A 13,259-nucleotide genomic window follows, 5' to 3' on the forward strand; every position below is an offset into this window, starting at 1 on the left:
TGCAGGTATGCTGAAGCCATGACTCCTCAGAAGGTGCTGATCGTGGGTGCCGGCGTCGCAGGCCCCGCCCTCGCCTATTGGCTGACCCGGCACGGCTTCCGGACGACGATCGTCGAGCGGGCGAAGGACCTGCGCTCCAGCGGAAATCCCATCGACGTCAAGGGACCGGCGGTGCCGGTCGCCGAGCGGATGGGCATCATGCCACGGCTGCGCGAAGCGGCAACCCGGGTCAACGCGATGACACTCCTCGACCCGGACGGGCGGCCGATCGCCCGGATGGCGATGCCCACCGGCCCGTCGGCAGGCGTCGAGCTGGCTCGCTCCGACCTCTCCTCGGTGCTGTACCAGGCCGCCCGCGACGACGCCGAGTTCCTCTTCGACGACACCGTGGCGGCCGTCAGGCCGGACGCGAAGGGCGTCGACGTCACCTTCGGCCGGGCCACGCCGCGCCGGTTCGACCTGGTGATCGGCGCCGACGGGATGCACTCCACGGTGCGACGTCTGGTCTTCGGGTCGGAGCGGGAATTCGCGACCGATCTGGGCATGTTCGTCGCCACCGTGCCCCTGCCGCCCGGCGCGGTCGAACTGCCCCACGACATGGTGCTGCACAACACGCCGGGCCGGCTGCTCTCCATCCACCCGGGACGGGACCGGCCGCTGGCCCTGTTCGTCTTCCGCACCCCACCCGTCGACGGGTACGACCGCCACGACACCGACCTGCAGAAGCGCATCGTCGCCGACGCGTACGCCGGGGTCGGCTGGCGGGCGCCGGAGCTGGTCGAGACCTACCGCAGCCATCCGTCGCCGTTCTTCGACTCGCTCAACAGGGTACGGATGCCCACCTGGTCACGCGGACGCGTCGCACTGCTCGGCGACGCGGCCTCGAGCGTGGCCCTCTTCGGCGACGGCTCCAGCCTTGCCGTGGCCGGGGCGTACACCCTGGCGCAGGCCCTCGCCGCGAACCCCGGCGACCACGCGCGCGCCTTCGCCGACTACGAGAAGCGGCACCGCCGCGAGACCGACCCGCGCCAGCGTCGCATCCCGCCGATCGTCGCGGCGATGATCCCCCGCACCCGGCCCGGCGTCGCGGCGCGCAACTGCACCACCCGCACGCTCCTCCGGGCGTCCGGCCGTGCCCTCCGTACCGCCTGACCGACGCAGAGCCAGGGATCCCACCGTGGCCGGCGCCCCCGCACGCGGCGATTTTCTGCACTCATTGCACATCGGCATCGAGTGCAGATATGTTGATGGCCTCGCGGCCGGCGAGCCGCCTCGCGGCCCCGGGATCCTCCATCGTGACCATCCTGACTGGAGTCTTCATGTCTGACCGTTACGGGTTGCCACCCGCCACCGCGGACACCATCCGTCCGCACGACATCATCGATCGCCTCCGGCCGGACAGTTGGGTGGCGCCACCCGGCGGATTCCTGGAGATCCGCGAGTACGGCATGATGCCGCGCACCGACGGTCGCTACCAGGTCCTGGGGATGCGCTCGGAGGCCGGCTTCGTGATGGACGGCTACACCTGCTGGCACGAGCACGACGTCGACCAGGTCGGCTACATCATCTCGGGCTACGCCGTCTGGGAGTACGACGGCCTCGGAAAGATCACGTTCGGCGCCGGTGACGCGCTGTACGAGTCGAAGAACATGCGGCACCGCCCGGTGGAGATGTCGCCCGGCTGCGAGATGGTCGTCTTCCTCACCCCGGGTGGGCTGGGGACCACCTACCACGTCGTCGACGAGGCGACCGGGACGTTCACCCCGCACTATGTCGGATGGGGCGCGACCATGCCCCCGGAGGCTGCCGCGCAGATGAAGATGGCCCCCCGGAAGGACGTCTGATGCCGGTCGAACAGTTCGAGCAGATCATCACGGCCCGCACGGAGGGGAAACCTCTCGATCCGCCGCCCGGCATCACGGCGATCCAGGTGGAGGGCCCCATGGTGCGGGTGCCGATGTGGGGCGGCCGGCTGCATCCCTGGGTGGTGACGCGCTGGGAGGAGGCGCGGCTCATCCTCTCCAGCCCGCACGTCAGCGTCGAGTCGTCGAATCCCGGATACCCGGCCGTGGTGCCCGGCGCCCAGCCGCAGGCCCGCGGGTTCTTCGCCTTCCAGGACGCGCCGGTCCACACCCTGTTCCGCCGGGCGCTCGCGCGGGAGTTCCTGGTCAAGCGGGTGGAACAGCTGCGCGCGCCGACCGAGCGGATGAGCACCCGGCTCATCGACGCGATGATCGAGCGGGGCGGACCGCTGGACCTCGTGGACGCCCTGGCGTTACCGCTTCCCTCGCTGGTCATCTGCGAACTGCTCGGCGTCCCGTACGCCGACCACGACTTCTTCCAGGACGTCGCGCGTACGCTCGTCAACAGCGACAACCCGCCCGAACGACTACAGGCCGCATTTCAGGAGCTGGCCGGATACATCGAGGACCTCGTACGGCAGAAGCAGCGGAGCCCCGGTGACGATGTGCTCAGCCGGCTGACCCCGTCCATCAGCGACGGGACCTTCACCGTCGAGGACGCCGCGAACATCGGCGCCATGCTGCTCTTCGCCGGGCACGAGACGACGGCCAACATGATCAGCCTCGGCACCGTCGCACTGCTCGACCACCCCGACCAGATCGTTCATCTGCACGGCGGCCCGGCCGAGGTGCAGAACGCGGTCGAAGAGCTCCTGCGGTATCTGTCGGTCGCCAACATCGGCATCAGGAGGGCGACCCTCGGGGACATCACGGTCGGCGGGCAGACCATCCGCGCCGGCGACGGCGTGATCATCATGCCGAGCGCGGTCAATCGTGACGACACCGTGTTCAGCGAACCGGACGAGCTCGACCTGACCCGGGAGAACGCCCGCCGGCACCTGTCGTTCGGGTACGGGATCCACCAGTGCCTCGGGCAGCCGCTGGCGCGCATGGAGCTGCAGACGGTGCTGCCCGCGCTGTTCCAGCGCCTGCCCGGTCTGCGGATAGCGCCCGGCGACACGGTGCGCTTCAAGGACCAGATGGCCGCCGGCGCCGCCTACCTGCCGGTGACCTGGTGAGCCGGCCCGTGCGGAAGGACCGGGCATGATGCGCGTGACCGTCGACGCGACGCGGTGCATCGCCTCCGGGCAGTGCGTGCTGGCCGCACCCGAGGTGTTCGACCAGGACGGCGACGGCACCGTCGTGGTCCTGGTCGAGCGGCCCCGCCCGGAGCAGGAGGATTCCGTTCGCGAAGCGGCGCTGGTGTGCCCCGCCGCGGTGATCGGCATCTCGCCCGCGTGACGCGGCGGAGCGGGGCCGGGTCGATCGCCCCTACTGCTGGTGGATCGATCGCCCCTACGACTGGTGGATATCGTCGCGCTCGTCCCGAGGTGGAGAATCCGCGTCGTGGCCTGTCGCCTTGCGGAAGCGGCCGGGCGATATCCCGTACTCCCGGCGGAACGCCCCACCGAACGCGAACTCCGTCGAGTAGCCCACGCGCCGGGCGATCGCCCCCAGCGGCTCGTCGGACTCGCGCAGCAGACGCGCGCCGTACGCCAGCCGCAGTTCCGTCAGGTACGCCCGCGGGGACTTCCCGGCCGCCTCGGCGAAGCGCCGGGTGAACGTGCGGGGTGCCAGGCCCACCTTCTCGCTGAGCCGTCCTACCGTCCACGGCTTTTCCGGGCTGTCCCGGATGAGGCGGATCGTGGCCGCGATGGCCGGGTCACCGATGCCGGCCTCGGCCGGGTTCCGGGCCAGCCACTCCCGCAGCACCTGGGTGAGCAGCAGGTCGAGCAGGGCCGGCCGGGAGACCTCGGCGCCCGGCGACGCCTCGGACACCTCCGCCTCCAGCAGATCGACGAGCGCGCGCAGATGCCGGTTGCGGTCGTAGTCGGGGGACACGGCCATGACGTCGGGCAGCGAGCGCAGGTACGCGTGCGCCCGCCCGTGCGTGAGCCAGTACGCGCCGCAGAGGAAGACCGCGTCGGCGTCGCCCGGGGTGTCCCCGCCGAGCACGGCCGGGGGCAGCGACTCCAGGCGGGCCGGCGCGTGGCTGAGCCCGTGCGGCGCGCCCGCCGCGGTGAAGACGACATCGCCGGGTACCAGCGCCCGGGGCGCACCGCTGGCGGTGATCAGCCAGGCGTCGCCCCGGACCAGGATGTGAAACCCGCTGACCGGGTAGCCGGGATAGCGGAACCCCCACGCGCCCGCCCCCGTGACCCAGCAGGCCTCGGCGCGCCCGATCCGTACGCTGCCGATCGCCTCGCTCACGATGTCCACGGCCACCAATCGTATGTCTTCGTCGCGCCGGAGCATGGGCGGCCAGCACGGCCCCTGGTGGGATCGGAGCGGAAGCGATCCTCACGTCCGACTGGAGTTGTCCTCGTGAACAGCCTGACCGACCTCAACCACGCCGACGTGTCACTGCCCCAGGCGGTGCGCTGGGTCGAACCCTCGACCAGAGAGATCGCCGACGCGCTGCTGGACGCGGCCGCGCTCCCCGCGGGCGCCCGCGTGCTGGACGTCGGCGCCGGCACCGGCCCGCTCGTCGTCGCCGCGGCCGAGCGCGGCTACGAGGTGGTGGGCGTCGACAACGCGCCGCTCACCGCGACGTACCTTCGGGGCCGGGTGGCGCCGTATCCCCTGGCGACCGCGGACCTGGCGGAGGCGACCGCGCTGCCCTATCCGGCGGCCTCGTTCGACGCGGCCTTCTCCGTTCTCGCCGTGATGTACGCCGGCCCGGAGGCGCTCACCGAGATGCGGCGGGTGGTCCGGCCCGGCGGGACCGTGGCGATCGTGCACTGGGCGAAGCCCACCATGTCGCCGTTGATCAAGATCCTCTGGGAGGAGGGCCCCGAACTGGCCGTCGACCTGCCGCATCTGGGACCGGAGGGATTCGCCGCCGCGCTCACCGGGGCCGGATTCACCGACGTACGCGTCGAGCCGATCAGCGCCGGATACTCGCTGCCCGCAGCTGACGAGTACCTGCTGGAATTCCAGCCGTTCGTCGCCACGTTCCCCGCGTTCCGCACGATGACCCCGGCCCGGCGTGCCCACCTGGAGACCGCGCTGGCGGAGCGGGTGCGCCGGATCGAGACCGGGCAGGAGCCGATGCCCACCTTCGACGCGAACGTGGCCTGGGCCCGGGTCGGCTAGCCCGTACGCCTCCGCGCTCGATGACGGCCGCATGTTGCTCCTCACGCGGCGTCATGCCACATAGTCGGTGGCGTGGCGGAGCAGATGACCGTGGGGCGGGTGGCGGAGTTGGCCGGTGCAGCGTCCGCACCCTGCATCACTATGACGAGATCGGCCTCCTGGAGCCGTCCACGAGGACCCCGGCCGGGCACCGGGCCTACTCCGCAGCGGACGTGCAGCGCCTCCGCGAGGTGCTCGCCTACCGGCGGCTCGGCTTCGGACTGCGGGAGATCGCGGAGCTGGTCGACGATCCGGCCACCGACGCGGTCGCACACCTGCGCCGGCTGCGCGGCCTGCTGATCGACCAGCGCGACCGCGCCGCCGCCATGGTCACGGCCCTGGACAGGGAGTTGGAGGCACGAGCCATGGGAATCCGGACGACGCCGGAGGAGCAACTGAGAGTGTTCGGCGCGCAGTTGTACGACGCCATCGGGTCCGCCTACCCGGCGACGCGGCGCACCGAGCCGCGGATCGCCGCTCGCATCTGGGATGCGCTGGGGGACGCACGAACGGTGCTGAACGTCGGGGCGGGCACCGGCTCCTACGAGCCACCCGACCGCGACGTGACGGCGGTGGAACCGTCGGCGGTCATGCGGGCGCAGCGTCCCCCTGGCGCGGCGCCGTGCGTGGCCGCCGCCGCGGCGAGCCTGCCGTTCGAGGACCAGTCCTTCGACGCCGCGATGGCGGTCAGCACCGTCCATCACTGGCCGGATCCGATCGCCGGGCTGCGTGAGATGCGGCGCGTGGCCCGCCGCGTGGTGGTGTTCACCTACGACGCCGACGACACCGGCTGGCGTCAGCGGTTCTGGCTCACCCGCGACTACCTGCCCGAGTTCGCCGACCTCCTCGTCCGCTGGCCGTCCCTGGCAGACCTGACCCGCGCGATCGGAGCACGCGCGGAGCCGGTACTCGTCCCGTGGGACTGCGCTGACGGCTTCTTCGAGGCGCACTGGCGCCGCCCGGAGGCGTACCTGGAGGAGCATGTACGCCGCGCGGTCTCGGTATGGACCAGGGTCGGGCCGCAGGCTGAGCAACGGGCGGTCAGTGCACTCCGCGAGGACCTCTCCTCGGGGCGGTGGGCCGAGCGCAACCGGGACCTCGTCGCCCTCGACACGGCGGAGCTTGGCCTCCGCCTGCTCGTGGCCTGAACCGACCGGCGTGCCAGGTATCCATACGCACCTCACCGGTCAGCTGACCACACCGAAAATGCGGGTGAGGGCTGCTCGGCCGCCTTCTCCGCAGTCTGATGCCTCGCACCGTTCCTTACCCCACTCGACCACCCCGTTCCATGAGGGCTGTTCAGCAGGGCTCGCGGAATCACAGTAGGTGCCTGAATTAGACGACGGTTCGCCTCTTCTGTGGGATGGAATTGCCACACACAACAATTCAAGAAAAGCGAAGCGTCAGACTTCTGTCTGACCACCGGGTTCACCCGGGTCCAGATCCACGACTCGTGCACCCTCGGCAACTCCTGAAAGTCCCGTGAGCAGCCCAGCCCAGCCCCATGATCAACTTTAGCTACCTGGCATCGTTCCTGGAAACGGTCGTATTCCGTTCCTCTTGACCGCCATGCCCCGCTCCCCCGGCACCACCACCTGTCCGTCGGTGACCAGCATGAACCTCTCCAGGCCGGGGACGAAGATGTTGACCACGGCCAGGTTGCCGGTGACATAGTGGTCACGCTGCAACGGCGTGAGGCCGCGTCTAAAGAGGGCGTCGATGAGCTCGTCGTAATGGCCGGCGGCAGTGTCCGGCGCTTCCGTGTCCCGGTACGGCACCAGGGTGGCGTCGGCGAGCCGGCTGCTGAAGTCGCTTCGGTAACAGGCATGGAGCGCGGGGTACGGCTTCGTCCAGTCGTGCCGGACGGGCGTCATGGCGGCGAACGCGGAGTGGATGTTCCCGAGCGAGGACGCCAGGTAGACCTGGACCAGCTCGGTCACCGCACGGGCGATCGCATAGTGGCGGGAGAGCGAGGCGCCGCAGCCGCGGACCCGGGCAGGTTCACCGTTCTGTGCGGGACAGTAGGCCAGGATCGCCGGCACGCCCAGGTCGCTGGTCATGTCGATCAGATGCAGCCGCTGACCGAGGATGGTCTCCGCCACCGACACCAGGGCTGCGAGGTCGTCCGGCAACGTGCCCGCCTCGATGAGGACGAGCGGGGACCTCCGCCGCCCCAGGAACTGGTCGATCAGCAGGAGGGAGAGCGCATCCCGCTCGATGGTCTCGTTGAGCGCGTGGACCGCCGCCTCGACCGGGTCGGTGCCCGCCGCCCAGCCGTTGTTGCAGGAGTAACGGCTCACACCGGCGTAGTCATAGAGGTCACCCAGACTCCTCCGCAGCGGGTCGGCCTCCTCGTCGAGGTAGTCCGGCACGGACAGGAACAGCGGCACGTCGACCTCGGCGCCGCTGGTCACCACCCGGAAGGGAAGGCACCCCATCGGCCCGTCGGGCAAACTCCCGAGCAGGCCGAGCGCCACGTCCTGCCCGAGCGTCACGTTGCGGGAGATCTCACCCGCGGGACGCAGCGTTGTCCCGCCGTCCGCGAGGCCCCGCAGCCCACTGAGGTGGTGCTCCAGCGCCTCGAAGATCGCGCCGACCCGCGCCGCCGCCGAACCTCCCTTGCCGAGTCCCAGCCCGCTGGGTACCGGGTCGTCGCCACGCCACAACGTCGCCGTCCACACGGCGGCGTCACCGTCGAGCACCGCCGTGCAGTCCACCCGAAGATCGAGCTCCGCCACCGCCGCCATACCCCGCAGGTAGGCCTCGGACAGGCTCAGCGCCCGCTCACCGTCCTGGACCAACGAGTCGGCCGCAAGATCCGTTCTCGACATCGCTCCACCTCCGACTGAACGCACCGACACTGCGGGACCGGTTGGGCCGGGCGGGTGAGCCGCCCGGCCCTGTGACGTCGACTCAGGAGGCGGTCTCGACCGCCGCCACCTCGGAGTCCTGGTCACGCTCGGCCAGCTCGTCGAGGATCCGCTGCTCGGTCTCGGCGAGTTCAGGCTGGTCCTTCTGTGCCCGGTAGATCGCGTCGTGCAGTCCCATGCGCTTCCTCCATCATCGATCGGAGCCTTGGTCCGAGCTTCGTGCACGTCGATAGACACCGGATGCACGACTGATATATCCGCAGTCAGGCACCGCTGTTGTTCCATTCACCGTCATCCGTACCCCGATGGTCGCACTCGGGTGGCCCTACCGATGTGCTCCGTCTACGAAGCGACGGGCGCAAGGATTTACGAACGGCCGCGTCCGCTGGCCACTCCGGTTTGCCAGAATGGCGACATGAGAGTTGATCCGCAGGACGCCGCCGACGCGATTGTCCGCGGTTGACGTGGACAGCCTTCGTTTCAACCTGCTCGGCGTCGTGCGCGGCCGCCGGGGCGCTGTTGATCTCGATATGGGAAGTCCGCAGCAACAGGCCCTGCTCGTCGCCCTTCTCCTACGGCCCGGCCAGGGTGTGAGCGCGGCCGGTCTGATGGAAGCGCTGTGGGGCGACGACCCGCCGGTCACGGCGACGAAAATCCTCCGTACGTACGCCTGGCGCTGGCGCAGGGTGCTGGAGAACGACGCTGCCGAGCACCGGCTCCTGACGACCGTCGGTGACGGTTACCGCCTGGAAATGCCCGAGGACGCCGTCGATGTGCGGCGCGCCGAGGCGCTGGCGCGCCGCGCCCGCCGGGTCGGCGATCCGAGGAGCGCCCGCTCAATGCTGGCCGAGGCGCTTGCCCTCTTCAACGGCGAGCCGCTGGCCGGGGTCCCCGGCCCGTTCGCGGAACGGCATCGTCGCAGGCTCAGTGAGCTGCACCTGGACCTGCTGGAGGCGCGCCTGGCGTTGGACATCGACCTCGGCCGCGCCGCCTGGTGCGTGCCCGAGTTGCGCACTCTCAGCGACGAGAACCCGCTGCGGGAAAGCCTTTTCGTGCTGTTGATCCGGGCGCTGCAAGCCAGTGGCCGGCAGGGGGAGGCCGCTGCGGTTTTCCCGGCCGCCCGCCGCAGGATCGTGGACCGGCTGGGGCTGGAGCCCGGCGCCGAGCTTGCCGACGCCCACCGCCGGCTCCTGGCTAGCGAGGGGCCCACCGCCCCGCCGACGCGGAGCGAGGATCCACCGCGGACACCGCGGAGCAAGGAGCCACCACGGAGCAAGGAGCCACCGCGGAGCAAGGAGCCACCACGGAGCAACGAGCCACCACGGAGCGAGGAGCCACCGCGGAGCGAGGAGCCACCACGGACACCGCGGAGCGAGGAGCCACCGCGGAGCGAGGAGCCACCACGGACACCGCGGAGCGAGGAGCCACCGCGGAGCGAGGAGCCACCACGGACACCGCGGAGCGAGGAGCCACCGCGGAGCGAGGAGCCACCGCGGCGGCCGGCCCAGGTCCCGGCCACCACGGCGGACTTCACCGGTCGCGAGGCGGTGGCCCGCCTCATCACCCACGCGCTAAGCCTGCCCGACCGCGGCTCGTTGCCGATCGTGGCCGTGGCCGGGATGGGCGGCCTCGGCAAGACGACCCTGGCACGGCACGTCGCTCACCGGCTTGGTGCGCACTACCCGGACGGTCAGTTGTACGCGGAGCTGAGGGGCGGTGATGCCATGCCGACATCGCCGCAGGACGTCCTGGCCGGCTTCCTCGTGGCGCTCGGGGTGGAGTCCGTCCCGGACTGCCACGAAAGCAGGTCGGCGCTGTTCCGCTCGGTGACGCACGACCGCCGGCTGCTCGTGGTGCTGGACGACGTGCACAGCCTCGCACAGATCACCCCGCTGCTGCCGGGCGCCGCGACCTGCGGCGTCCTGGTCACCTCCCGATCCCGGCTGGCCGGCCTGAACGGCGCCGTACACGCCGATCTCGAGGTGTTCGACGAGACCGAGGCAATTGAGCTCCTGAGCCGGGTGATCGGCCACGACCGGGTGGCCGCCGAGTACGAGACGGCACGGGAACTCGTGGTGGCCTGCGGATTGCTGCCGCTCGCGGTCCGCATCGTGGCGGCACGGCTGGCTGCCCGGCCGGGCTGGTCGATCGGCACGCTTCGCGACCGGTTCACCGGCGGGCGCCGGCTGGGCACGTTGCGGGCCGGTGATCTCGACGTGAATGCGACCTTCCTGGCCAGCTGGCGGCAGCTCACACCGGAGCAGCAGCGCGCAATGGTCCTGTTGGCCGTCACCGATATGCCGGACTTCGCGCTGCCCGTCGCGGCGCGCATACTGGGCCGGCCCGAGCCGGACAGCGAAGACCTGCTGGAGGAACTGGTCGACCTGGCGTTGCTCGAGTCGGTCACCGTCGGGCGCTACCACCTGCATCCCCTCGTGCGGGCGTTCGCCCTCGCCCAGGACATCGCCGGGGCGGCCGGGGAGATCGCCGCCTCCCGGGGGAGGCTGCTCGACGCACTTCTCACCACCGCGGTCAACGCCTTCCAGCGGGCCGTTCCAGGCGACCCGGTCGCCATGACCCTGTCCCCGGGCGGGCCCGCTGGACAGCCTTTCGACAGTCTTGCGAGCGCCCGGCGCTGGGCGGCCGCGGAACTGCCGAACATCGTGGCGCTGGTCGGGCAGATGGCGACCGGCGGGGTGGACCTCCTTCGTCGTTCGGTGGATCTGATGATTGCGATGTCACCGTTCGGGCCCGATCCACGCGCGGAATCGACGATCGAATTGGTGTCCGTGTTGTGCTCGGCGGCGGACCGCACCGGCGATGGGAAGGTGGCCGGGCGCGCGCATTTCCTGCGCGGCAACCTGGCGATAGCGGCGGTACGCCTCCAAGAGTCCGAGCGCGAGATCAGGACCGCCGCCCGCCTGTGCGCCGAGCACGACGACATCGCCATCCTGCGGCAGGCACTGAACGACCTGGGTCTGCTGGCGCTGCATCTCGGCGACTACGACAGCGCCGTCACCCGCTTCGAGGAGGCGATCAGGCTGGCCCGTCGGCTTCGCCACCGCACCGGTGAGTTCATGTCGATCGCCAACGCAGCGCTGGCCGAGGTCTACCGCGGACGGCCTGCCGACGCGGAGGCCGCCTGCCGGAAAGCCCTCGACTCGTTCGACGATCTGTTGGACGACGGCGCGACCGCGTACACGTGGTACGTCATCGGGCTCGCGGCGTTCGACCAGCAGAGGTACGAGGACGCCGTGTCATGGTTCGTCCGGTGCCTCGATCTGTGTCTGTCGGCCGGTCTGCACGTGTGTGAGGCGAGGGCACGTTACCGGCTGGCGGACGCCTTGCGAGAAACCGGCGCACTGGAACTCGCTCTCCAGCATGCGCGGGAGGCGGCCGGTCAGTGCGAGCGGCTCGGTGACCAGCGAGATCAGGCGTACGCCTACGCGGTGCTCTCGCGGGTGCTGCACGCGCTCGGCGCCGATCACGAATCCCTCGAACAGCTTGTCCTGGCCCACGACCTCTTCACCGGGCTCGGCCTGCCGGAGGCAGCCGAGACCGGACGGCAGCTCGCCCGGCGTCCCGGCTAGCGGGACTACACCTTCTCGGCTCGGTGCCGGCTGGGGGCGGCCGAGGATCTGCGCACGTACCCCCGGATGGCTGCACAACCGGTTTGTCGGCTGGCAAAGCGTGGTGGGCCGGAGGTACCACCATGTCTCCTGGCTGAACAAGCACGACGACGTGCCGCTGGTCTCCTCCGCTCTCGTCGAGGTGGAAGTGCCCGGAGCGCTGCGCCGATCAGCTCGCAAGCGTTGATCGGAGTGCCGGCCGCCGTCGGACGGCTTTTCCGACTGGAGATCGACGGTATGATCCGCGCGACCGCAGCCGCGTTCGCCGAGCCGACGCTCCGCAGCCTCGACGCCATCCACCTGGCCACTGCCCAAGTGCTGACCAACGAGTCCGGCGCAGCCCTGACCGCCTTCGTCACCTACGACCGGCGGCTGCTCGAATGCGCGAAAGAAGCAGGACTACCCGTAGCAAGCCCTGGCCAGAACATCGACCATGGCCTGCGCTTCTGCCACCTTGCACCCCTCCGTTTGGGTATCCGTTTCGGGTGGGGCAGGCGCGTCGCTGCGCGAACCGCACATCACTGTCGCAGGTCACCCGCTGCCGGCAGGTTTGACCAGGTCACAGGCTCGGAGCAGTGAACGATGAGTGGCACAACGGCGATTGCCCGCAACTCAAGCCGCCTCGCCCCGCGACTCGAAACCCACCTTGAGACTCACGTCCAGCGCCGCCGCCAACCGCTCCAGCACCGCCAGGGTCGGAACGGTCCCACCGGCCTCGAACCGAGCAACCGCGGACTGCGTCATCCCCGACGCCTTAGCCAGCTGTGTCTGACTCCATCCCTGGCGCTCACGAAGCTCCCGAACGGAACGACCGAGCTCAAACGCCAGCCGCGCCGCGTCGTACGCCTCCGCGGCACCCGGCTCAGCCATCCGCCGCTCCCGCATCGCGGCCCAACCGTCACCTTCGCTCATGATCTAGCCTTCCTCGTCCACAATCTCGTGCGACTCGTCGATGCACCGTGCCAATGCCCGGCGTGCCCGGTCGATCTCCCGCTCGTCCCGCACACGCGTCTTGTGGAAAACCGTCAGCAGGATGATTCTCCTGTCGGTCGCGATCCAGTAGGTGATCCGGACTGCCCGCCGCTCGAGGTGGAACCGCAACTCGCGCAGCTTCCGATCGAGCTGCTTCGTGTAGGGCTCGCCCAGCAGCGGCCCTTGTTCAGCGAGCAGGTCGACGTAGAACGCCGCGTGGGCGAACTGAGCGGTCGGCAGGCTCTCCAGCCACTTCTCCACCTCCGGCTCAAGCTCAACGGCACCCCAGGCCATAGCAACGATGCTATACCACAGTCCATCGGAAGACAGCACAACGCTCACCGGGCCGAGCGCCGACCACGGCACTGGTTCGCGTAACGGCAAAGCCGCAGCAGCACAACAGCAGGTCACGGTCTTGGTGGGGCGGGCGGGACTCGAACCCGCGACCGAGGGATTATGAGTCCCCTGCTCTAACCTGCTGAGCTACCGCCCCGCATCGGCGCGGGAATGGTAGCCCGGTGCACCGACGACCGGCCACCGACATGTGGCGGCGACCCGTGCGGATCGAGTTGGCCCCTCGGGCCCATCGGATCATCCACCGGCGTCGGCACCACCACGGCGGTTCCGGCACG

The 13,259-nt window shown here is 70.2% G+C and carries 13 protein-coding genes, 1 tRNA gene and 2 pseudogenes; 10 read left to right on the forward strand and 6 right to left on the reverse strand.

Annotated elements, in window-relative coordinates:
• Window positions 1-18 precede the first annotated feature (18 nt).
• The 4 genes from ACN27G_RS21545 to ACN27G_RS21560 all read left to right on the forward strand — a co-directional run bounded on the left by ACN27G_RS21545 (window position 19) and on the right by ACN27G_RS21560 (window position 3,263).
• Window positions 19-1,152 (forward strand): FAD-dependent monooxygenase, encoded by a 1,134-nt coding sequence (locus tag ACN27G_RS21545; protein WP_421494583.1) that lies wholly within the window; start codon window positions 19-21, stop codon window positions 1,150-1,152.
• A 167-nt stretch (window positions 1,153-1,319) separates the two neighbouring features.
• Window positions 1,320-1,844: a cupin domain-containing protein gene (locus ACN27G_RS21550; RefSeq protein ID WP_421494584.1), complete on the forward strand. Its 525-nt coding sequence runs from the start codon at window positions 1,320-1,322 to the stop codon at window positions 1,842-1,844.
• Window positions 1,844-3,040, forward strand: a complete 1,197-nt coding sequence (locus ACN27G_RS21555) for a cytochrome P450 (protein WP_421494585.1) — start codon at window positions 1,844-1,846, stop codon at window positions 3,038-3,040. The genes ACN27G_RS21550 and ACN27G_RS21555 overlap by 1 nt, the downstream gene beginning before the upstream one ends.
• A gap of 25 nt (window positions 3,041-3,065) precedes the next feature.
• Window positions 3,066-3,263, forward strand: a complete 198-nt coding sequence (locus ACN27G_RS21560; RefSeq protein ID WP_421494586.1) for a ferredoxin — start codon at window positions 3,066-3,068, stop codon at window positions 3,261-3,263.
• A gap of 54 nt (window positions 3,264-3,317) precedes the next feature.
• Here ACN27G_RS21560 and ACN27G_RS21565 read toward each other — a convergent pair whose 3' ends face one another.
• A complete protein-coding gene (locus ACN27G_RS21565; protein ID WP_421494587.1) occupies window positions 3,318-4,241 on the reverse strand; it encodes a cupin domain-containing protein in 924 nt (307 codons plus the stop codon).
• Between the two features lie 105 nt (window positions 4,242-4,346).
• Here ACN27G_RS21565 and ACN27G_RS21570 point away from each other — a divergent pair, with 105 nt between their 5' ends.
• Together ACN27G_RS21570 and ACN27G_RS21575 are read left to right on the forward strand one after the other, a co-directional pair.
• A complete protein-coding gene (locus ACN27G_RS21570; RefSeq protein WP_421494588.1) occupies window positions 4,347-5,117 on the forward strand; it encodes a class I SAM-dependent methyltransferase in 771 nt (256 codons plus the stop codon).
• Between the two features lie 84 nt (window positions 5,118-5,201).
• Window positions 5,202-6,304: pseudogene (locus ACN27G_RS21575) on the forward strand (MerR family transcriptional regulator).
• Window positions 6,305-6,670: 366 nt separating this feature from the next.
• Here the strand turns inward: ACN27G_RS21575 and ACN27G_RS21580 are convergent.
• Window positions 6,671-7,987, reverse strand: coding sequence for a YcaO-like family protein (locus tag ACN27G_RS21580; RefSeq protein WP_421494589.1), 1,317 nt, complete (start codon window positions 7,985-7,987; stop codon window positions 6,671-6,673).
• 82 nt (window positions 7,988-8,069) lie between these two features.
• A complete protein-coding gene (locus tag ACN27G_RS21585) occupies window positions 8,070-8,204 on the reverse strand; it encodes a hypothetical protein (RefSeq protein ID WP_421494590.1) in 135 nt (44 codons plus the stop codon).
• Between the two features lie 352 nt (window positions 8,205-8,556).
• Here ACN27G_RS21585 and ACN27G_RS21590 point away from each other — a divergent pair.
• The 4 genes and pseudogenes from ACN27G_RS21590 to ACN27G_RS21605 form a co-directional block, all read left to right on the forward strand.
• Window positions 8,557-9,159, forward strand: a pseudogene (locus tag ACN27G_RS21590) (AfsR/SARP family transcriptional regulator); the annotation flags it as partial.
• Window positions 9,160-9,573: 414 nt separating this feature from the next.
• Window positions 9,574-11,616: an NB-ARC domain-containing protein gene (locus tag ACN27G_RS21595; protein WP_421497411.1), complete on the forward strand. Its 2,043-nt coding sequence runs from the start codon at window positions 9,574-9,576 to the stop codon at window positions 11,614-11,616.
• A 100-nt stretch (window positions 11,617-11,716) separates the two neighbouring features.
• Window positions 11,717-11,842 carry a hypothetical protein gene (locus ACN27G_RS21600; protein WP_421494591.1) on the forward strand — a complete coding sequence of 42 codons (126 nt, stop codon included), beginning with the start codon at window positions 11,717-11,719 and terminating at the stop codon, window positions 11,840-11,842.
• 50 nt (window positions 11,843-11,892) lie between these two features.
• Window positions 11,893-12,234, forward strand: coding sequence for a hypothetical protein (locus ACN27G_RS21605; protein ID WP_421494592.1), 342 nt, complete (start codon window positions 11,893-11,895; stop codon window positions 12,232-12,234).
• A 33-nt stretch (window positions 12,235-12,267) separates the two neighbouring features.
• On the opposite strand, the gene ACN27G_RS21610 is transcribed toward ACN27G_RS21605, so the two are convergent.
• The 3 genes from ACN27G_RS21610 to ACN27G_RS21620 form a co-directional block, all read right to left on the reverse strand.
• Window positions 12,268-12,567: a helix-turn-helix domain-containing protein gene (locus tag ACN27G_RS21610; RefSeq protein WP_421494593.1), complete on the reverse strand. Its 300-nt coding sequence runs from the start codon at window positions 12,565-12,567 to the stop codon at window positions 12,268-12,270.
• A gap of 3 nt (window positions 12,568-12,570) precedes the next feature.
• Window positions 12,571-12,921: a type II toxin-antitoxin system RelE/ParE family toxin gene (locus ACN27G_RS21615; RefSeq protein ID WP_421494594.1), complete on the reverse strand. Its 351-nt coding sequence runs from the start codon at window positions 12,919-12,921 to the stop codon at window positions 12,571-12,573.
• 122 nt (window positions 12,922-13,043) lie between these two features.
• A tRNA-Ile gene (locus ACN27G_RS21620) sits at window positions 13,044-13,120 on the reverse strand.
• Between the last annotated feature and the right edge of the window lie 139 nt (window positions 13,121-13,259).

It is taken from the genome of Plantactinospora sp. WMMB334 (assembly GCF_049179095.1).
Taxonomy (GTDB): domain Bacteria; phylum Actinomycetota; class Actinomycetes; order Mycobacteriales; family Micromonosporaceae; genus Plantactinospora.